This window comes from Mesorhizobium sp. B2-4-17, from assembly GCF_006441275.1.
GTDB lineage: Bacteria > Pseudomonadota > Alphaproteobacteria > Rhizobiales > Rhizobiaceae > Mesorhizobium.
The window spans coordinates 92,797-111,927 of the sequence record NZ_VFUX01000016.1; the positions used below are offsets into that span (position 1 = coordinate 92,797).

The 19,131-nt window shown below is 64.0% G+C and carries 17 protein-coding genes; 12 read left to right on the forward strand and 5 right to left on the reverse strand.

Translation table 11 applies throughout. From position 1 onward, the window contains the following. Positions 1 to 128: 128 nt before the first annotated feature. Complete coding sequence (locus tag FJ548_RS14630) at positions 129 to 953, forward strand: DUF2189 domain-containing protein (protein WP_140696153.1); 825 nt, start codon at positions 129 to 131, stop codon at positions 951 to 953. A 7-nt stretch (positions 954 to 960) separates the two neighbouring features. On the opposite strand, the gene FJ548_RS14635 is transcribed toward FJ548_RS14630, so the two are convergent. Continuing rightward, the gene (locus tag FJ548_RS14635; RefSeq protein WP_140696150.1) at positions 961 to 1,593 is read right to left on the reverse strand and encodes a LysE family translocator; all 633 of its coding nucleotides are present in this window, start codon (positions 1,591 to 1,593) and stop codon (positions 961 to 963) included. A gap of 418 nt (positions 1,594 to 2,011) precedes the next feature. Between FJ548_RS14635 and FJ548_RS14640 the strand changes: the two genes are divergently transcribed. Then, on the forward strand, positions 2,012 to 2,872 hold the full coding sequence (locus FJ548_RS14640) for a TIGR01459 family HAD-type hydrolase (protein WP_140696147.1): 861 nt from the start codon (positions 2,012 to 2,014) through the stop codon (positions 2,870 to 2,872). A gap of 6 nt (positions 2,873 to 2,878) precedes the next feature. Then, positions 2,879 to 3,859 carry a bifunctional riboflavin kinase/FAD synthetase gene (locus FJ548_RS14645; RefSeq protein ID WP_140696144.1) on the forward strand — a complete coding sequence of 327 codons (981 nt, stop codon included), beginning with the start codon at positions 2,879 to 2,881 and terminating at the stop codon, positions 3,857 to 3,859. 90 nt (positions 3,860 to 3,949) lie between these two features. On the opposite strand, the gene FJ548_RS14650 is transcribed toward FJ548_RS14645, so the two are convergent. Continuing rightward, a complete protein-coding gene (locus FJ548_RS14650; protein WP_140696141.1) occupies positions 3,950 to 4,504 on the reverse strand; it encodes an HdeD family acid-resistance protein in 555 nt (184 codons plus the stop codon). A gap of 227 nt (positions 4,505 to 4,731) precedes the next feature. Between FJ548_RS14650 and FJ548_RS14655 the strand changes: the two genes are divergently transcribed. From FJ548_RS14655 to FJ548_RS14665, 3 genes are all read left to right on the forward strand, one after another. Then, entirely contained in the window at positions 4,732 to 5,502 is a 771-nt protein-coding gene (locus FJ548_RS14655; RefSeq protein WP_246678675.1) for a MipA/OmpV family protein, read from the forward strand. A 283-nt stretch (positions 5,503 to 5,785) separates the two neighbouring features. Beyond that, positions 5,786 to 8,776 carry an isoleucine--tRNA ligase gene (gene ileS / locus FJ548_RS14660; RefSeq protein ID WP_140778207.1) on the forward strand — a complete coding sequence of 997 codons (2,991 nt, stop codon included), beginning with the start codon at positions 5,786 to 5,788 and terminating at the stop codon, positions 8,774 to 8,776. A 245-nt stretch (positions 8,777 to 9,021) separates the two neighbouring features. After that, positions 9,022 to 9,702 carry a hypothetical protein gene (locus FJ548_RS14665; RefSeq protein ID WP_140611272.1) on the forward strand — a complete coding sequence of 227 codons (681 nt, stop codon included), beginning with the start codon at positions 9,022 to 9,024 and terminating at the stop codon, positions 9,700 to 9,702. A 41-nt stretch (positions 9,703 to 9,743) separates the two neighbouring features. On the opposite strand, the gene FJ548_RS14670 is transcribed toward FJ548_RS14665, so the two are convergent. Continuing rightward, positions 9,744 to 10,193, reverse strand: a complete 450-nt coding sequence (locus FJ548_RS14670) for a nucleoside deaminase (protein WP_140778208.1) — start codon at positions 10,191 to 10,193, stop codon at positions 9,744 to 9,746. 180 nt (positions 10,194 to 10,373) lie between these two features. Between FJ548_RS14670 and FJ548_RS14675 the strand changes: the two genes are divergently transcribed. From FJ548_RS14675 to FJ548_RS14695, 5 genes are all read left to right on the forward strand, one after another. Next, entirely contained in the window at positions 10,374 to 12,359 is a 1,986-nt protein-coding gene (locus FJ548_RS14675) for a pseudouridine synthase (protein ID WP_140696130.1), read from the forward strand. Then, positions 12,356 to 12,910 (forward strand): 16S rRNA (guanine(966)-N(2))-methyltransferase RsmD, encoded by a 555-nt coding sequence (rsmD, locus tag FJ548_RS14680; protein WP_140696127.1) that lies wholly within the window; start codon positions 12,356 to 12,358, stop codon positions 12,908 to 12,910. The genes FJ548_RS14675 and rsmD overlap by 4 nt, the downstream gene beginning before the upstream one ends. Positions 12,911 to 13,030: 120 nt before the next feature. Beyond that, entirely contained in the window at positions 13,031 to 14,419 is a 1,389-nt protein-coding gene (locus FJ548_RS14685; RefSeq protein ID WP_140778209.1) for a pitrilysin family protein, read from the forward strand. A 2-nt stretch (positions 14,420 to 14,421) separates the two neighbouring features. Further along, positions 14,422 to 15,783, forward strand: coding sequence for a pitrilysin family protein (locus FJ548_RS14690; RefSeq protein ID WP_140696121.1), 1,362 nt, complete (start codon positions 14,422 to 14,424; stop codon positions 15,781 to 15,783). After that, the gene (locus FJ548_RS14695) at positions 15,780 to 16,643 is read left to right on the forward strand and encodes a patatin-like phospholipase family protein (protein WP_140611260.1); all 864 of its coding nucleotides are present in this window, start codon (positions 15,780 to 15,782) and stop codon (positions 16,641 to 16,643) included. The genes FJ548_RS14690 and FJ548_RS14695 overlap by 4 nt, the downstream gene beginning before the upstream one ends. Positions 16,644 to 16,886: 243 nt before the next feature. On the opposite strand, the gene efp is transcribed toward FJ548_RS14695, so the two are convergent. Continuing rightward, on the reverse strand, positions 16,887 to 17,456 hold the full coding sequence (gene efp, locus FJ548_RS14700) for an elongation factor P (RefSeq protein WP_140613495.1): 570 nt from the start codon (positions 17,454 to 17,456) through the stop codon (positions 16,887 to 16,889). A gap of 123 nt (positions 17,457 to 17,579) precedes the next feature. On the opposite strand from efp, the gene epmA reads away from it, so the two are divergent. Then, entirely contained in the window at positions 17,580 to 18,626 is a 1,047-nt protein-coding gene (gene epmA / locus FJ548_RS14705) for an EF-P lysine aminoacylase EpmA (protein ID WP_140778210.1), read from the forward strand. Positions 18,627 to 18,657: 31 nt separating this feature from the next. On the opposite strand, the gene FJ548_RS14710 is transcribed toward epmA, so the two are convergent. Beyond that, the gene (locus FJ548_RS14710) at positions 18,658 to 19,068 is read right to left on the reverse strand and encodes a VOC family protein (protein WP_140613497.1); all 411 of its coding nucleotides are present in this window, start codon (positions 19,066 to 19,068) and stop codon (positions 18,658 to 18,660) included. Positions 19,069 to 19,131: the final 63 nt, after the last annotated feature.

The window sequence follows — 19,131 nt, forward strand, 5'->3', positions numbered from 1 at the left end:
GAGGCGAAATGCCGTCCATGCGGCGACAATCCCGGGAAGATCGGCTATGATGCCGGCGTTCTTGAAGTGGCAGCTACGGGCGGCCACCCTAGGCGGTGATCGCCCCCCGAGAAAAACGGAGGAAGGTTATGGCCGGCTTTCATGTCATGGCGGACGCGCGCGGAATGCATGTGCAGCCCACGGTGCGCCACATCACGACCTCCGACCTCTGGGACGCGCTGCGGCTCGGCGCAGAAGATTTCTGGGCAAAACCATCCCACTACGTGTTCCTGTGCCTGATTTACCCGATCGTCGGCCTGATCCTCACCCGGTGGTCGTCGGGCTCCAATGCCATCCAGCTCGTCTATCCCTTGATGTCGGGCTTTGCGCTGGTCGGCCCGTTCGCCGCCATCGGGCTCTACGAGATCAGCCGCCGCCGCGAGCTCGGCATGAACACCAGCTGGCGGCATGCCCTCGATGTCCGTCGCTCCCCGGCGCTGCCCTCGATCGCCGCCATCGGCATCATGCTGTTCGCCCTGTTCCTTTTGTGGCTGTTCACGGCACAGTCGATCTACACCAGCCAGTTTGGTGACCAGCCACCAGCTTCCGTCGGCGCCTTCCTGCGTGACGTTCTGACGACCAGCAAGGGCTGGACGTTGATCATCGCCGGCAATGCCGTGGGGTTTGTCTTCGCCGTGGTCGTGCTGGCCACCACCGTGATCGCCTTCCCACTGTTGCTCGACCGTGATGTCGGCGCCGTCTCGGCAATCGAGACATCGGCCCGCGCGGTGATGGCGAACCCGCTGCAGATGGCGCTGTGGGGCCTGACGGTCGCCGTGCTGCTGGTGATCGGTTCTATCCCGCTGTTTGCCGGGCTGGCCGTCGTCATGCCGATCCTGGGCCATGCTACCTGGCATCTGTACCGCAAGGTGGTCGAGCCGGCGCAGATCCGGCCGATCCGTCGGCCAATGTAGGACGCCTTCAGCGTTGCGCGTCGGTCGCCATCTTCAGCGCCAGCGCCGTCAGCACGGTTCCCATAATCCAGCGCTGAATCACCAGCCATAATGGCCGTCCAGCCAGGAAGGCGGCGATCGAGCCAGCGGTGACCGCAATGATGGCATTGACGCTGAGGCTGATCGATATCTGCGTCGCGCCGAGCACCAGAAGCTGCGACAGGACATGACCCTTGCCGGGGTTGATGAACTGCGGCAGCAGCGACAGGTAAAGGACGGCCACCTTGGGGTTGAGCAGATTGGTCATCAATCCCATGGCGAAGAGCTTGCGTGGCCTGTCCTTCGGCAGTTCGCGCACCTGGAATGGCGAGCGTCCGCCGGGCTTCACGGCCTGCCAGGCCAACCACAAGAGATAGAGCACGCCGGCAAAGCGCAGGGCGTCGTAGGCATAGGGCACGGCAAGCAGCAGCGCCGTGATGCCGAACGCGGCCGACAGCACATAGAACAGAAAGCCGACAGCGACCCCGCCAAGCGAGATCAGCCCTGCTTTTGGCCCTTGCGACAGCGAGCGCGAGATCAGGTAAATCATGTTCGGGCCTGGCGTCAGCACCATGCCGAGGCAGACCAGCGCGAAGGCGAGGTGATTGGCGGTTTCGGGCATTGTTCGTCCCCAGCGGGCCGCGCTGGATGCGCGATTTTTCCGAGCGATATGTGCCTGTCACGGCAGGCGCACGCAAGAGCTTGACGGCGACAGACGTTGTGCCAAAAAGGCCGTGTGGCTTAGAAGCGCGAATCCGACGAGCAGGACTTCAGCGCATCGATCGTCTCCTTGTCGGCCGCGTTCAACGTTGACCGGTCGAGTCCAGAATCAAGCCTCCCCTTCAAGGCTCGTTAACCAAACATCGCCCCGGTCGCGGATTTTGCCGTCAATCGAAGGCGCCGATCGGGCGGACAGGCGGCGGTTCGCGTCGATCTCCAGGCGAAAGCTGGTGACAGCATGGGCCGGTTCGGATAATTCGGACCGGCTGCGGCGAACCGTCGGCCTTGGCACTTGCAACAATTACATTGAAGGAAACGGCATGGCGGATTCGCCTGAGATCGTCGGCTCGCTCGAAGATGCGTCGAAAGCCTATTCGGCGATTCTCTGCGATGTCTGGGGCGTCGTTCACAACGGCGAATGGCATTTTCCGGCAGCCGCCGCCGCGTTGGCGAGGGCGAGGGCGGCCGGTATTCCGGTTGTCCTGATCACCAACTCGCCCCGCCGCAGCGCCGATGTCGTGGCTCAGATGAGCGTGATCGGCGTTCCCCCGTCGGCCTACGACCGTGTGGTGACGTCGGGCGACGTGACCCGCGACCTGATCGCGGAGGGCCCACGCAAAGTCTTCCACATCGGCGCTGACCGCGATTTGACCCTCTATGATGGCCTGGAGGTCGAGCTCGTCGAGGAATTCGAGGCCGCCGGCGTCGTGTGCACCGGGCTGTTCGACGACGAGGTCGAAAAGCCCGAGGACTATGCGGAACTGTTGCGGCGATTGCGCGCCAGGAACCTGCCGTTCATCTGCGCCAACCCCGATATCATGGTGGAGCGCGGCGAACGGATCATCTGGTGCGCCGGCGCCCTGGCACGCGACTATGCCCAACTCGGCGGTCGCACGTTGATCGCCGGGAAGCCCTACGCGCCGATCTATGAAGTCGCGATGAAGGAGGTGGCCGAGGTTCTCGGACGGCCAGTCGAGCGTTCGCAGGTGTTGGCCATCGGCGATGGCATCATGACCGACGTCAAGGGCGCGGCCGACAATGGCTTCGACGTTCTCTATGTCTCTGGCGGCATTCACGCCCGCGACTATGGCGACGCCTTGCGGCCGGATCCGGCAAAACTCGGGCTCTTCCTGGAACGGCACGGCTATCGTCCGGTGTCCGTCATAGCCAGACTGCAGTAGGTGACAATGGTGGCTTTCCAGCATCTTTCAGCAACCGCGCCGCTGCCCGCCGATCTGCGTGGTGGTGTCGTCGCGATCGGCAATTTCGACGGCGTCCACCGCGGCCATCAGGCGGTGCTCGAACGGGCGTTGGCCGAGGCCACGCGGCGTGGCGTGCCGGCCTTGGTGCTGACTTTCGAGCCGCATCCCCGAAAGGTTTTCAGGCCGGACATGCCGCTGTTCGTGCTGACGCCGCCGCCAATGAAAGCGCGCCTCCTGTCGTTGCTGGGCTTTGCCGCGCTCGTCGAGCAGCCCTTCACGCGGGATTTCGCTTCGCTGTCAGCGGAAGCTTTCATCACCGATGTCTTGGAGAGGACGCTCGGCATCACTCATGCCGTGACCGGCTTCGATTTCCATTTCGGCAAGGACCGGCAGGGCGGGCCGGCCTATCTCATGGCGGCCGGCGAGCGCCATGGTTTCGGCGTCACGCTTGTCGACGCCTTTCGAGACGAGGGTGCCGAGGTGGTTTCGTCAAGCCGAATCCGGGGCTTGCTGTGCGATGGCGAGATAGCCGAAGCCGCCAGTCTGCTCGGCTATCGCTTCACGGTGGAAAGCGAGATCGTGGGCGGCCAGCAGCTCGGGCGAACGCTAGGCTTTCCGACCGCGAATATGAGGCTTGCCGCGGAGGCCACTCTCAAGGAAGGAATCTATGCCGTCCGCTTTCGCCGCGCTGACGGCACGCTGCACGATGGTGTCGCGAGCTTCGGCCGGCGCCCGACCGTCGACGATAATGGCGCACCGCTTCTGGAAACCTTCGTCTTCGATTTTTCCGGCGATCTCTATGGCGAGACCTGCCAGGTGTCGTTCTTCGGCTTCCTGCGCAGCGAGATCAAGTTCGACGGGCTGGATGCACTGGTCGTACAGATGAGGCGGGACGAAGCCGAGGCTCGCGCGCTGCTTGCCGGCGTCAAGCCGCTGTCCAGTCTGGACGCGGCAGTGGCGTTTTAAGGCATGATCCCGAAACCCGGTGCCGGCTTTCGGCCGGGATCACCGTCTTTCGGCATCGGGCTTCGCTTGAAGGACTGCGCAGACGAGACCTTACTTTTTCAGCGCAAGGCCGACCGCGATGAAGGTCCAGCCCTGGAAGATCAGGTCGATCGCCAGGAACATGCCGAGCACCCACAGGCTGTTGACCGGCCAGCCCATGGCGATGATCAGGCCCGCAAGCACGCTGATGACACCGGCCGCGACGATCCAGCCCCAGCCGCTTTCCGGGCGGTGGCTGTAGCCGACCCAGGCGCGCAGCGCGCCGGAAGCGACAAGCGCAACGGCCAGCAGGAAGGTCAGCACCGCAGAGGCCAGCAACGGATTGTCGAAAGCGAAAAATCCGGCCACCGCATAAAGCAGTCCGCTGAGCAGCCAGTAGAAGAAGCGGCCCCAGGTCTTTACACCGAAGGCATGCATGATCTCGATGATGCCGGCCACCAGCATCAGCCATCCCACGACATAGACGGAAGCCACCGTGGCGATGAACAGATTGCCGAAGGCGATGCCGCCGAGGATCAGCAGCACCACGCCCAGACCGACAAACCATCCCCACTTGTCTCGCGTCTGGCCGATCGCGTTCTTCAGTGTATCGCCGTGCAAAGTCATGTCGCCACCTCCGTTGAGGTCTGCCAGTATGCGACGAAGTTAGCTTCGGTGCCAGTCCACCGCCAACCGGTGGCGCCGATGGTGCAGGGCAATGCGGGCCGGATGTCTCGCCCTTAAATCAAATTTTACCAAAGCCTCGTCAAAGCTGTCGCCGCAGGATAGTTGTATCGTGTAGTGGAGTGGTCATGAGTCCGGTCGGGAAGATTTCGGTAGCTTTGGCCACCATCATGCTGGCGACGTCAGGCGCGGCCGAGGCCGGCGACGGCGCTTTTGGCTGGCTGTCCGGCGACTGGTATCTCACGGTCGGCGCCACGGGCCTGGTCGCGCCGAATTTCGAGGGCGGCAAGAAATACATGCTCAGCGCCCAGCCCATCATCTCCTTGGGCAAGGCGGGTCCCGCGGTACGCTTCACGTCGCGTAACGACAACATTTCGCTGGCGCTTATCGATGATGGCGGCGTTCGCGCCGGCCTGACCGGCAAATTCCTGTTCTCACGCGATGACAGCGATGCCGACGAGCTCAAAGGCCTCGATCCGGTCCGCTGGGGCGGCGAAGTCGGCGGCTTCATCGAATTTTATCCGACGGACTGGATGCGCGCGCGCGCCGAACTGCGGCATGGCATCCGTGCTCACAACGGCTTTGTCGCCGATATCGCAGCCGACGCCTTCTACGATGTGACGCCAACGGTCAGGATTTCGGGCGGGCCGCGGGTGTCCTTTGCCTCGGCCAAATATTTCGACGCCTATTACGGCGTCGACGCGCAGGAAGCCGTGGCCTCGGGCCTGAGCCAATATAATCCTGGCGGCGGCCTTAAATCCGTCGGCCTCGGTGGCGCGGTGACCTGGAAGGTGACCGATCCGATGACGGCCAGCCTGTTCGGCGAATATTCGCGCTTGAAAGGTCCGGCGGCCGATTCCAGCCTGGTCAGGGAGCGCGGCGACCGCAACCAGTTCATGGTCGGCGTGTCGACGACCTATCGCTTCGACTTCAAGATGTAAGCGAATCGAACGAGACGCTTTATTCCTGCGCCTATCTCCGCTAAAAGCCGACCAATGACGAGCTTTTCGCGCCTTCACGCGCCGATGATACGAATTACCAGCCCGGTGTTCCTGGCGGCCTGAAGGCCGTCGGAGCCGCCGGGAATCTTGCGCGCGACCCGTCGCGCTTTTCCAGATCATCAAGGCATGTCGCCCAAAAGTGGCCCCGGTTTGGGAAAACGACAGGCGCGGAAGTAAAATCAACGCCGCAGGCCGCATGGCCCGGCACGCACATGGCAGACCAATGACCGACGAAACACTGGACACCCCGACGATCGACTATTCCAAAACGCTTTACCTGCCGCAGACGGATTTCCCGATGCGCGCCGGCTTACCCGAGAAGGAGCCGGTGCTGGTCAAGCGCTGGCAGGATATGGACCTCTACCGCAAGCTGCGCGACAGTTCTGCCGGCCGCGAGAAGTACGTGCTGCATGACGGCCCGCCCTACGCCAACGGCAACATCCATATCGGCCACGCGCTGAACAAGATCCTCAAGGACGTCGTCACCCGCTCGTTCCAGATGCGCGGCTACGACTCGAACTACGTGCCGGGCTGGGACTGCCACGGCCTGCCGATCGAATGGAAGATCGAGGAGCAGTATCGCGCCAAGGGCAAGAACAAGGACGAGGTGCCGATCAACGAGTTCCGCAAGGAATGCCGGGATTTCGCCGCGCACTGGATCAATGTTCAGGGTGCGGAATTCCAGCGGCTCGGCGTCGTCGGTGATTTCAAGAACCCCTATACGACCATGGCTTTCCACGCCGAGGCGCGCATCGCCGGCGAGCTGCTGAAATTCGCCATGTCGGGTCAGCTCTATCGCGGCTCCAAGCCGGTGATGTGGAGCGTTGTCGAGCGCACGGCACTTGCCGAGGCGGAGATCGAATACCAGGACTATGAGTCCGACACGATCTGGGTGAAATTTCCGGTGGCCAATCTTGTCGTCGCCAGCGTCGTCGACGGCCAGCCGGCCGAATTCGATCCCGACCTGAGCGGGCGGTCGCTGGACCTGCTGGATGCCCATGTCGTCATCTGGACGACGACACCATGGACCATCCCGGGCAATCGTGCCGTCAGCTATTCGCCGCGCGTCGCCTACGGCCTCTACGAAGTGACGGCCGCCGAAAACGCGTTTGGGCCGCAGCCGGGCGAGAAGCTGATCTTTGCCGATGCGCTGGCCGAGGAAAGCCAGGCCAAGGCCAAGATCACCCTGAATCGCCTTCACAGCGTTTCGGCCGAACAGCTTGGAAGTCTTGTGCTTTCGCATCCCTTCAAGGGTCTCGGCGGCGGCTACGAATTCCAGGTGCCGCTGGTTGCCGGCGACCATGTCACCGACGATGCCGGCACCGGCTTCGTGCACACGGCGCCCGGCCACGGACGTGAGGATTTTGACGCCTGGATGGATGCGGCGCCGGACCTTCGCCAGCGCGGTATCGACACAGTGATCCCCTTCACGGTAGACGATGCCGGCTTCTTCACCAAGGATGCGCCGGGCTTCGGCCCCGACCGCGAGGGCGGGCCCGCGCGCGTCATTGACGACAATGGCAAGAAGGGCAACGCTAACCAGGCGGTCATCGACGAGCTGATCAAGCGCAACGCGCTGTTTGCGCGCGGCCGCCTGAAGCACAGCTATCCGCATTCCTGGCGCTCGAAAAAGCCGGTGATCTTCCGCAACACGCCGCAATGGTTCGTCTACATGGACAAGGATCTCGGCGACGGCACGACGCTGCGCAGCCGCGCGCTGAAGGCCATCGACGACACCCGCTTCGTGCCGCCCGCCGGCCAGAACCGCATCCGCGCCATGGTCGAGGAACGCCCGGATTGGGTGCTCTCGCGCCAGCGTGCCTGGGGCGTTCCGATCGCCGTCTTCGCCGACGCGGACGGCAATGTGCTCAGGGATGACGCCGTCAACCAGCGCATCATGGACGCCTTCGAGAACGAGGGCGCCGACGCCTGGTTCGCCGCCGGCGCCAAGGAGCGTTTCCTCGGCAATCACGACGCCTCCAAATGGAAGCAGGTGATGGACATCCTCGACGTCTGGTTCGATTCGGGCTCGACGCATGTCTTCACGCTGGAGGACCGTCCTGATCTCAAATGGCCGGCCGACGTCTATCTCGAAGGCTCCGACCAGCATCGCGGCTGGTTCCACTCCTCGCTGCTCGAAAGCTGCGGCACAAGGGGCAGGGCGCCTTACGACACTGTCGTCACCCATGGCTTCACCATGGACGAGGACGGGCGCAAGATGTCGAAATCGCTCGGCAACACCGTCGTGCCGCAGGACGTCATCAAACAGTCCGGCGCCGACATCCTGCGGCTCTGGGTGGTGACTACGGATTATTGGGAAGACCAGCGGCTCGGCAAGAACGTGCTGCAGACCAACATCGACGCCTACCGCAAGCTGCGCAACACCATTCGCTGGATGCTGGGCACGCTCGCCCATGACGATGGCGAGACCGTGCCGCTGGAAGAGATGCCGGAGCTGGAACGGCTGATGCTGCATCGGCTGGCCGAGCTCGACGAGGTGGTGCGTCAGGGCTACGACGCCTTCGAGTTCAAGCGTATCACCCGCGCGCTGCTCGATTTCATGGTGGTCGAGCTGTCGGCCTTCTATTTCGACATCCGCAAGGACGCGCTCTACTGCGAGGCGCCGTCGAGCGTGAAGCGCCAGGCCTCGGTGCAGGTGGTGCGTCATCTCTTCGATTGCTTGGTGAAATGGTTGGCGCCGATGCTGCCCTTCACCATGGAAGAGGCCTGGCTCGACCGTCATCCCGATGCGGTGTCGGTGCATCTCGACCAGTTCCCGGAGGTTCCGGCGGATTGGAAGAATGAGGCGCTGGCGGAGAAATGGCGCAAGGTGCGGCAAGTGCGCCGCGTCGTCACCGGAGCGCTCGAGATCGCGCGTGCCCGGAAGGTGATCGGCTCCTCGCTTGAGGCCGTGCCTGTCGTGACGATCAATGACGCTGGGCTCGAGGCGGCGATATCGGACATCGATATGGCCGAGATGGCGATCACCAGTGATCTCGTGATTGCCCATGGCCAGGCGCCGGAAGGCGCTTTCACGCTCGACGACGTCAAGGGCGTCGCCGTGGTCGTCGAGAAGGCCGGGGACCGCGGCCTGGTCAAATGCGCGCGTTCCTGGCGCTACACGGCCGATGTCGGGCAGGATCCCGCCTTTCCTGGCGTCTCGGCGCGCGACGCCGCGGTGCTGCATGAGCTGAAAGAGCTCGGTAGGCTCTGATGCATGTCGCCCAAGAGTATGTAGCGGTTTGGGACAACGACACGCATGCAGTCAAAAAGGTGCACAAATGCCACGCCGGGCGATGCAAATCCGCCCGCGCGTTGCCCTTAACGAGTGGTTGAGGTAAACACGCGAAACTCCGGAAGACAAATTGTCGCCGGATTTCCGTCGCAAGTGCGTGGACGATGGGGACCGGACCCGGGCCGGTGACGATCGAGAGGCTGTCTAGAGTGGGACTTTTTGGCATGACCGTGAGATACAATGCGCGCCTCGCGCTGCTGGCGCCGCTTGTCGCATCGGGCTTTGCTCTGGCCGGCTGCGTCGGCTCCCCGACCTACGGCACCGACAAGACCGCCGGCGAACAATTGGCCGGCGATCTATCGAGCGCCTTTTCCATCGCGCCGAAGCACAAGGACCAGATCGATTATAAGCCGCGTCCCACATTGGTGAAGCCGGCGCCTGGCCAGAAGGGCGCGCTGCCGGCTCCGCAGGACAGCATCGAAACGGCAAGTGCTCAATGGCCCGAATCGCCCGAGCAGCGCCGTGCACGTCTGCGTGCCGACGCCACCGCTCATCAGGATGATCCATCTTACCAGTCGCAGATCGTTGACGACGTGCAGACGGATCCCGCATCTGTGAAAAAGGCGATGGAAGATTCTGGCTCGAGCCACCCGCCGCGCTGGACGCCCGCTGATTCCGACAAGGGCCGCGCTGCCGAAATCCAGCGCCGTCTTGCCGAAAGCAAGCAGGGCGACCCGAACACTCGCAAATATCTCAGCGAGCCGCCGGTCGCCTATCGCGTCGCCTCCGATACCGCGCCGCAAAACGAGCTTGGTGAAGACGAGTACAAGAAGGAACGCCGCCTAAGGAAAGAAGCCGAAGGCAAGAAGAGCGGTGGCTGGTTCGACTGGCTGCCGTCCCTGTAAGACTTGCAAGCTCTTTCAATGCTGAAGGGCGTTTGCGCCCCTCAATCGCGACGGTCCCGAAAAAAACCCTTCAGGAGCAAGGCTGCTTCCGTTTCACCCATACCGGGATAGACGTCCGGTATGTGGTGGCAGGTTTGCGAGGCGAAGAAGCGTACGCCATTGACCACGGCGCCGCCCTTCTCGTCGGGAGCGCCGAAGTAAAGACGGCGCAACCTGGCGAAGGAAATGGCGCCGGCGCACATGGCGCAGGGTTCCAGCGTCACATAGAGATCGTAGCCTGTGAGCCGCTCGCTGGAGAGTTTGCCACAGGCTTCGCGGATGACCAGCATCTCGGCGTGCGCCGTTGGATCGGCAAGCTCGCGGGTGCGGTTGCCGGCGCTGGCCACAATCGTACTGCCATTCGCAATGACGGCGCCGACCGGCACTTCGCCGCGCAGGGCTGCCGCTTTGGCCTCCTGCAACGCCACGGCCATGAAATCCGGCCGCTTCACGCGGTTTCCATTCCCATTATCTCCTCGCCTCCCGGCGGTGATCCTGTTATTGAGCGCATCAACCTGAAAATCGGACTCGATTTTCAGAAATGATCATGCGCCAAATCAAAGTGCTACAGCGTTCGTTGCGCGCCCGAAAGGATGCGCCACGCTGTAGCAGCGCAAACGGACAAAGGCCACATGGACGACAACGACAAGAAATCTCCGCGCCAAAAAGGCCCGGGCAAGAAACCCGCGGCTCCGCGCGGCGACAGGGGCGGCAAGCCATCGTTCGGTGCCAAGAAGCCCTATGCGCCGCGTGGCGATCGGCCGATGGCCGCTGAGGGCGAGCGCCCGAAGCGCGACTTCAAGGGCGGCGACAAGCCATTCAGCAAGGGGCCACGCCCCGCGGGCAAGCCTTATGAGAAGCGCGAAGGCCCGCGCAAGCCCTATGCGCCTCGCGGCGACCGTCCGATGGCGCCCGAAGGCGAGCGCAAGCCGTATGAGAAGCGCGAGGGGCCGCGTAAGCCCTACGCCCCACGTGGCAACCGCCCAATGGCGGCCGAAGGCGAGCGCAAGCCGTATGAGAAGCGCGAGGGGCCGCGTAAGCCCTACGCCCCACGTGGTGATCGTCCGGTTGCTGCTTCGCCGGAGGGCGGCGAAAAGCGCTTCGACCGTCCCAAGCGTGATTTCGCAGATCGTCCGAAGCGTGACTTCGCTGACCGTCCCAAGCGCGACTTCGGGAGCGACAGACCCAAGCATGATTTCAGTGACCGGTCCCAAGGTGCATCGGGCGGCGGTTTCAAGCCACGCCCGCGGCCGGCGGAAGCAACGGAAGAAGCCGGCGAGCGCATCGCCAAGCGGCTGGCGCGTGCCGGTCTCGCCTCGCGCCGCGATGCCGAGGACCTGATCGCTGCCGGCCGCGTCAAGGTCAATGGCCGGGTGCTGGCTTCGCCGGCTTTCAATGTCATGCCCGACGACATTATTCATCTCGACGGCATGGAAATTCCGCCGATCGAACGCACGCGTCTGTTCCTGTTTCACAAGCCGGCCGGCGTCGTCACCACCAACCGCGATCCCGAAGGCCGCAAGACAGTCTTCGACGTGCTGCCGGCCGAATTGCCACGGCTGATGACCATCGGCAGGCTCGACATCAACACGGAAGGCTTGCTGCTGCTTACCAACGATGGCGGTCTGTCGCGCGTGCTCGAACTGCCGGCCACCGGCTGGCTGCGCCGCTACCGCGTGCGCGTCCACGGCAAGGTCGAGGAAAGCGCGCTGGCCGGCCTGCGCGAAGGCATTGCCGTCGACGGTGTCTTCTATGGGGCCATCGAGGCCAGTCTCGACCGCGAGCAGGGCTCCAACGCCTGGCTGACGATCGGCTTGCGCGAGGGCAAGAACCGTGAGGTCAAGAACATTCTCGGTGCGCTCGGCCTCGACGTGACGCGGCTGATCCGCATTTCCTACGGACCCTTCCAGCTCGAGGATCTTCCGGAGGGCCATGTGCTGGAGATCAAGGGCCGGGTGCTGCGCGACCAGCTTGGCGAGCGGCTGGTGGAGGAATCCGGCGCGAACTTCGATGCCGAGATAACAAAGCCGTTTTCGAACAAGCCGGTGCGGCGCACCGAGGCCCGTGAAGCAGAGCCCGAGCGGCCGAAATTCACGCGTGACGGCGAGCGCCGGCCGATCGGCGAGGGCGGGTTGATCAAGAACCGCAAGCGCCGGGAAGGCAGCCGCGACGAGGCGCTCGGCAAATTGTCGACAAGTCCTGACAGAAGTTTATCGGAAAAGAGCCCTGGCGAACGCGGTCCGAGACCCGAACGCGGCGGCTTCGGCGATAAGCCGCGTGGCAGCTTTGGTGACAAGCCGCGCTTCGGTGACAAGCCTCGTGGCGGTGGTAAGAAACCCGAGCGCGAGCAGCGGCCGATTGAGCCGCCCGGCCAGCGCAAGGCCAATGTCTGGATGGCGCCGGGTGCCCGGCCGATCGGCAAGGGCAGGGCTGAGGCCGAAGCGGCCAAGGCCGCCGACGCCAAGGCGCGCAAGGCCTCGTTCAAGCCGGCCTATGGCAAGCCCGGCGGCAAACCGGTCGGTGCAAAGCCGTTCGGCAAGCCGCGTGGCGAGCGTCCGGGCGGCGCGGGTGGCGGTGAGCGTCCGCGCGGCGGTCCCAAGGGCCCCAGGACGAGATGAGGATCGTTGGCGGCGAGTTTCGCGGGCGTCCGCTGGCGACGCCCCGCAGCAGCGCCATCCGTCCGACGACCGACCGCGCCCGCGAGGCCGTCTTCAACGTGCTGGCGCATCGCTTTGCTGGTCAACTGGACGGAGTCCGCGTGCTCGATCTGTTTGCCGGGACCGGCGCCCTTGGTCTGGAGGCACTGTCACGCGGGGCATCCTATGGCGTCTTCATCGAGGAGTCGGCCGAAGGCCGTGGCCTGATCCGCGATAATGTCGAGGCCTTCGGCCTGACCGGCCGCACCAAGATCTTCCGCCGCGACGCAACCGCCCTCGGCGAGGCAGGCACGCTGGCGCCGTTCGGTCTCGTCTTCGCCGATCCGCCCTATGGCAAGGGTCTTGGCGAACGTGCCCTGCGGTCGGCCAGTGCCGGCGGCTGGCTGCGCCCCGGTGCACTGTGCGTGGTTGAGGAGACGTTGGCGGTTCCATTTGAACCCGGCCCCGGCTTTTCGGTGCTTGATGAGCGCAACTACGGCGAGACCGTCATCCGCTTCATCGAGGCTGCGTGACACGCCTGCGCCCGGCGGCGGCCTCTTTGCCGCCGCCTTTGCCGGCAACATAGCCAACAATTCACTTTGCTTGTCACAGACAGCTTGCCTATCGTCTTGCCGAGGAGACCGGAGCCATTGATGACACAAAGGGCCGAATGGCTGCGGATGGCACTGCTGACGACGTCGCTGGCCTTTACCATGACCGGCCCGGTGCTGGCCGACGGCCCGGTATTGCCCAATACGGTGCCGGCCGAGTTCAAGGTGACGGATTTCCTGCTCGACAACGGCATGGAAGTGGTCGTCATTCCCGACCACCGCGCGCCGATCGTCACCCATATGGTGTGGTACAAGATCGGCAGTGCCGACGAGCCGCCGGGCAAATCCGGCATCGCTCATTTCTTCGAGCATCTGATGTTCAAGGCGACGACCAATCACGCGGCCGGCGAGTTTGACCGCGCCGTCTCCGATATTGGCGGCTCCAACAACGCTTTCACCTCCTACGATTACACCGCTTTCCACGAGACGGTGGCGCCATCGGCGCTCGAGTTGATGATGAGCTTCGAAGCCGACCGCATGCGCAACCTCGTCCTGACCGATGACGTCATCAAGACCGAGCGCGATGTTATTCTCGAGGAGCGCCGCTCGCGCATCGACAACAATCCGCAGGCGGTGCTCGACGAGGAAGTCGATGCCACGCTGTGGCAGAATCAACGCTATCGCATTCCGGTCATCGGCTGGATGCAGGAGATGGAGCAGTTGAACCGCACCGACGCGGTGGCCTTCTACAACAAATACTACCGGCCCAACAACGCCGTGCTGATCGTGGCCGGTGATGTCGAACCCGACACCGTGAAGGCGCTCGCCGAGAAGACCTATGACAAGGTGGCCCGCGGGCCGGACCTGCCGCCGCGCGTACGCCCGGTAGAGCCGGAACAGAACACCAAGCGCACCGTCACACTCTCCGATGCCCGCGTCAGCGTGCCTAGTTTTTCGACGCAATGGGTGGTGCCGTCCTACCACACCGCCAAGCCGGGCGAAGGCGAAGCGCTCGACCTGCTGGCCGAGATCCTCGGCGGCGGCAACCGCAGCCGGCTCTACCAGGCGCTGGTGGTCCAGCAAGGCATCGCTTCCAGCGCTGGCGCCTATTTCCAGGGCACCATGCTCGACGACACCAATTTCACCGTCTACGGCGCGCCGCGCGGCGACGCCAAGCTGGCCGATGTCGAGGCCGCGGTCGATGCCGAGGTGGCGCGCATCGCGAGCGACGGCGTCACAGCGGATGAGCTCGAAAAGGCCAAGGACCGCTACGTCCGGTCGATGATCTTTGCCCGCGACAAGCAGGATTCCATGGCCAACATCTATGGCTCGACCCTGGCCACAGGCGGCAACGTGAAGGATGTCCAGCAATGGCCGGACCGCATCCGCAAGGTCACGGCGGACGAAGTCAAGGCCGTCGCCGCGCGCTATCTGGTGCTGGCTCGCTCGACGACCGGCTATCTCTTGCCGCAGCAACAGGCGGGGAATTGACGATGAGCCAGCACCACCATCCTACAAGCGGCGAAGGTAAGGCGCGTGCCGCACTGGCAACCCTCTTCCTCTCCATCTTCTTCCTGATCTTGCCGGCGCTTGCCGCCCGCGCCATGGAGATCGAGTCCGTCACTTCTCCGAAGGGTATCACTGCCTGGCTGGTGGAGGACTATTCCGTGCCGGTCGTCGCCATCCGCTTCGTCTTCGGCGGCGGTTCGACGCAGGATCCGCCAGGGAAGGAAGGCCTGGCCAACCTGATGACCGGCCTGTTCGACGAAGGCGCCGGCTCTCTCGACTCGGAAGCCTTCCAGATCAGGTTGGACGATGCCGGCGCCGAGATGAGCTTCGAAGAGACCCGCGACGGCGTCTATGGTTCGATGCGCATGCTGGCTGAACAGCGAGACGAGGCGTTCGACCTGTTGCGGCTGGCGGTCAACGAGCCGCGCTTCGATCAGGCACCGATCGACCGGATCCGCGCCCAAATCCTGTCCGGCATTATCGCCAACGAGAATGACCCCGACACGGTGGCGCAGAACCGCTGGACACGCGCCATCTATGGCGACCATCCCTATTCGCGCTCCGACCAGGGCACGAGGCAGAGCATCGCCGCCATCACGCAAGACGATCTCAAAGCCTTGCACAAGGCGGTGTTCGCGCGCGGCGGTCTGCATGTCGCCGTCGTCGGCGCCATCGATGCCGAAACGCTGAAGAAGAAGCTGGACATGGTGTTCGGCGACCTGCCGCAGAACCAGGCGCTCGCCCCTGTTGCGGATATCGAACCCAAGCTGGCGCAGCGTGTGGAGGTCAATTACGACCTGCCGCAGACCTCGCTCCAACTCGCCTGGCCCGGCGTGAAGCGCAAGGCGGCGGATTTCTTCCCCACCGTGCTGATGAACGAAATCCTCGGCGGCGGCACCTTCACCTCGCGCCTGTTCCAGGAAGTGCGTGAAAAGCGTGGGCTGGCCTACAGCGTCAATTCCTCTTTGGTCAATCAGGACCATGCCAATGCGCTGATCGTCAGCACCGGAACGCGCTCCGACCGTGCGGCCGAGACGCTCGGCATCGTGCGCGACGTCGTCAAGCGACTGGCGGAGGAGGGCCCGACAGAGGCCGAACTTGCGGCGACCAAGAAATATCTGATTGGCGCCTATGCCATCAACAATCTGGACTCCTCAAGCTCCATCGCCGCGACGCTGGTCGAGCTGCAGCTGGACGATCTCGGCATCGACTACATGCAGCGTCGCGCCGGCTACATCAATGCGGTGACGTTGGATCAGGTCAAGGCGGCGGCGCGGAAGCTGCTCTCGGCCGAGCCGACCATCATGGTGGTCGGGCCTCCGCTGGCCGGGGCCGGTAAGGGATGAGTCCGACTTTCGGGATAGCGTTCGGCGGCGGCGGGGCGCGCGGTCTGGCGCATATCCATGTCATCGAGGCGCTGGACGAGCTTGGCATCCGGCCCGTGGCGATCGCCGGCTCGTCGATCGGCGCCATCATGGGCGCCGGCATGGCATCGGGCATGACCGGCAAGGACATCCACGACTATGCCCGCTCGATCCTCGGCCGGCGCGCCGAAGTGGCAAGCCGCATGTGGCGCGCCCGGCCGGGCACGATCGCGGAAGCCATGCAAGGCGGCATCCGGGTCAGCCAGTTCAATGTCGAGCGCATCCTGAAGGCCTTCCTGCCCGAGGCCATTCCCGAAACCTTCGCCGAGCTGAAGATCCCGCTGAAGGTGACGGCGACGGACTATTTCGGCCACAAGCTCGCCGTGTTCGACGACGGTGACCTGCACTCCGCGCTTGCCGCCTCTGCCGCCATTCCCGCGGTCTTTCGGCCGGTGACCCGCGACGGCAGGCTGCTGATCGACGGCGGCATCTATAATCCCGTGCCGTTCGACCTGATCGAGGACGACGCCGACATCATCATTGGCGTCGACGTGGTCGGCGCGCCGGAAGAAGCCGACCGCAAACAGCCGACCTCCGTCGACCTGATGTTCGGCGCCACGCAGCTGATGATGCAGTCGATCATCGCCAACAAGCTGAAACAGTGCCGCCCCGATATATTGGTCCGCCCGGCAGTGTCAAAATACCGCGTGCTCGACTTCCTGAAGATCGATGCCCTGATGAACGAAACGGCCGAAATCAAGGATCGATTGAAGCGGGAGGTGGAGAGGGTTGTGGACGCGCGGGCTGGCAAGAGCGAGCGCGGGAATCGGGTGGCTGGGTAATAGTCAGGTTTTCAGGCCGATACTTACCGGGCGAAACAACGCTCGATGCGATCGACAATCGAGCGAATTGGGGCGGACGTGCGCCATGTCGTGCCGGTTATTCTTGCGGCGACCGCAAGGCGAACGTCAGTCGATCATGACCGTCCTCGGCCGCTTTATCGAAGTCCGCGATACCATCCGCCAGACTAGCAGCGAGGACCGCTTCGGGCCGGCGTCGAGTGCCGGCTAAATCGAACACCGGCCTCAGTCCTTCGCCCGCTCCACATACGAGCCGTCCGCCGTCATCACCACCACGCGGGTGCCGGGAGCGATGTGCGGCGGTACGGTGGTGCGCACGCCATTGGAGAGCAAGGCAGGCTTGTAGGAGGACGATGCCGTCTGGCCTTTGGTCGTCGGCTCGGTTTCCACGACTTCGAAGGTGGCGCGCTGCGGCAGCACCAGCGCGATCGCGATGCCGTTGAACTGAGAGACCTGCACCGGCATGCCTTCCTGCAGGTAGGGCGCCGCGTCGCCGACCACGGCTTCCGATACCGCCACCTGGTCGTAGGTTTCCGGGTTCATGAAGTGATAGCCTTCGCCGTCGGCGTAAAGGAAGGTGTGCTCGCGCTCCTCGACATAGGCGCGCTCCACCTGTTCGGTGGTGCGGTAGCGCTCGGAAACCTTCACCCCGTCGCCGATGCGGCGCATGTCGAGCTGCGTCACCGGGGTGCCCTTGCCTGGGTGGATGTTTTCGGCAAAGAGGATCACATAAAGCTTGCCGTCCTTGTCGACGACATTGCCTTTGCGGAGCGAACTGGCGATGACTTTCACCACGGTTTTAAATCCTGCGAGAGTTGACTGGCGTTTGCCGGCTTGTGCGGCGCTGGATGGGGCCCTAGCGCATCTTGGCGCGAACCGCCAGCCCCCCAGGCGAATCGGCATGCGTTCAATCCGCCCATGACCACCGCTTCGCCCTGGTGGACGCCGCATGTCCATGCCGACCGCCGCCCGCGCCTGATGCTGCGCAACGGCCTCACGGCCGCCCTGCGCGACTGGTTCACCCGGAATGATTTCGTCGAAGTGGAAACGGCGGCCATGCAGGTCTCGCCCGGCAACGAGACGCATCTGGCCGCTTTCGCCACGGAAGCGGTCGGGCCGGATGGCGCTCGCTCGCCGCTTTATCTCCATACCTCGCCGGAATTCGCTTGCAAGAAGCTGCTCGCCGCTGGTGAGCTCCGGATTTTCAGCCTGGGTCCGGTCTACCGCAACCGCGAGCACGGCCCATTGCACCATCCCGAATTCACTATGCTCGAATGGTACCGGGTGGGCGAGACCTATGAGAGCCTGATGCGTGACTGCGCTGATCTGCTGGCGCTGGCCGCGACAAGGGCAGGGACCAGGCGCTTTTCCTTCCGTGGCCGCGATTGCGATCCGTTTGCCGATCCGGAGCGCCTGACGGTGGTGGATGCCTTCATGCGCCATGCCGGCATCGATCTGCTGGCCACGGTCGCCGCCGATGGCGGCACCGACCGCGACGCGCTGTACACCGCCTTGACCAAGGCCGGCATGCGCACGGCGCCCGACGACAGCTGGGCCGACCTGTTCAGCCGCGTGATGGTGGAAAAAATCGAGCCCCATCTCGGCATCGGCCAGGCGACCATCCTGTGCGAATACCCTGTCGCCGAGGCGGCCCTTGCCCGGCCAAGCCCCAGGGATCCGCGCGTCGCCGAGCGCTTCGAGCTCTACTGCTGCGGCGTCGAGCTCGCCAACGGCTTTGGCGAGCTGACTGACGCGGCCGAGCAGCGACGTCGCTTCATCATCGAGATGGACGAGAAAGAGCGCATCTATGGCGAGCGCTATCCGCTGGACGAGGATTTTCTCGCCGCCCTTGCCATCATGCCGCAGGCCAGCGGCATCGCGCTCGGCTTCGACCGGCTGGCGATGCTGGCGACGGGCGCGCAAAAGATCGAGGATGTGATCTGGACGCCGGTCGCGGCGTCCTGAACGACAGCGCCCGCTGCGAGCCCTCTCGTCCTCAGTGCGCGAAAACCTGCTCCAGCGAGCGAAAGCCCTTGAATTCCAGGGCGTTGCCAGAAGGGTCGCGGATGAACAGCGTCGCCTGTTCGCCCGGCTCGCCCTTGAAGCGGACCATCGGCCGTTCCAGCCAGTCGATGTCGTCGCGCGCTTCCAGCCGGGTCGCCAGGCGCTGCCAGTCGTCCATCAACAGCACGGCGCCGAAATGCGGGATCGGCACGGTGATGCCGTCTACCTTGCCGTCGCTGGCGGCTTGCGCCGGCCGCAGATGCGCCGACATCTGGTGGCCGTAAAGGTCGAAATCGATCCAGGTCGCCGATGAACGGCCGATCGCGCAGCCCAGCACCTCGCTGTAGAAAGTGCGGGTTTCATCGAGATCGCGGACCGGAAAGGCGAGATGGAAAGGCGTCATCGAAGATGCTCCGTACAGGCTGGCGGACTGATTTTGCGTCACTGGGTTCGAGATGGGAACTGC

Coding starts and splice junctions, on each gene's coding strand:
- FJ548_RS14655 (WP_246678675.1), top strand. CDS start 4,732: ATGCTGGCGACGTCAGGCGCGGCCGAGGCCGGCGACGGCGCTTTTGGC.
- FJ548_RS14665 (WP_140611272.1), top strand. CDS start 9,022: ATGACCGTGAGATACAATGCGCGCCTCGCGCTGCTGGCGCCGCTTGTC.
- FJ548_RS14685 (WP_140778209.1), top strand. CDS start 13,031: ATGACACAAAGGGCCGAATGGCTGCGGATGGCACTGCTGACGACGTCG.
- FJ548_RS14630 (WP_140696153.1), top strand. CDS start 129: ATGGCCGGCTTTCATGTCATGGCGGACGCGCGCGGAATGCATGTGCAG.
- rsmD (WP_140696127.1), top strand. CDS start 12,356: ATGAGGATCGTTGGCGGCGAGTTTCGCGGGCGTCCGCTGGCGACGCCC.
- FJ548_RS14650 (WP_140696141.1), bottom strand. CDS start 4,504: ATGACTTTGCACGGCGATACACTGAAGAACGCGATCGGCCAGACGCGA.
- FJ548_RS14710 (WP_140613497.1), bottom strand. CDS start 19,068: ATGACGCCTTTCCATCTCGCCTTTCCGGTCCGCGATCTCGATGAAACC.
- ileS (WP_140778207.1), top strand. CDS start 5,786: ATGACCGACGAAACACTGGACACCCCGACGATCGACTATTCCAAAACG.
- FJ548_RS14690 (WP_140696121.1), top strand. CDS start 14,422: ATGAGCCAGCACCACCATCCTACAAGCGGCGAAGGTAAGGCGCGTGCC.
- epmA (WP_140778210.1), top strand. CDS start 17,580: ATGACCACCGCTTCGCCCTGGTGGACGCCGCATGTCCATGCCGACCGC.
- FJ548_RS14675 (WP_140696130.1), top strand. CDS start 10,374: ATGGACGACAACGACAAGAAATCTCCGCGCCAAAAAGGCCCGGGCAAG.
- FJ548_RS14645 (WP_140696144.1), top strand. CDS start 2,879: ATGGTGGCTTTCCAGCATCTTTCAGCAACCGCGCCGCTGCCCGCCGAT.
- FJ548_RS14635 (WP_140696150.1), bottom strand. CDS start 1,593: ATGCCCGAAACCGCCAATCACCTCGCCTTCGCGCTGGTCTGCCTCGGC.
- FJ548_RS14695 (WP_140611260.1), top strand. CDS start 15,780: ATGAGTCCGACTTTCGGGATAGCGTTCGGCGGCGGCGGGGCGCGCGGT.
- FJ548_RS14640 (WP_140696147.1), top strand. CDS start 2,012: ATGGCGGATTCGCCTGAGATCGTCGGCTCGCTCGAAGATGCGTCGAAA.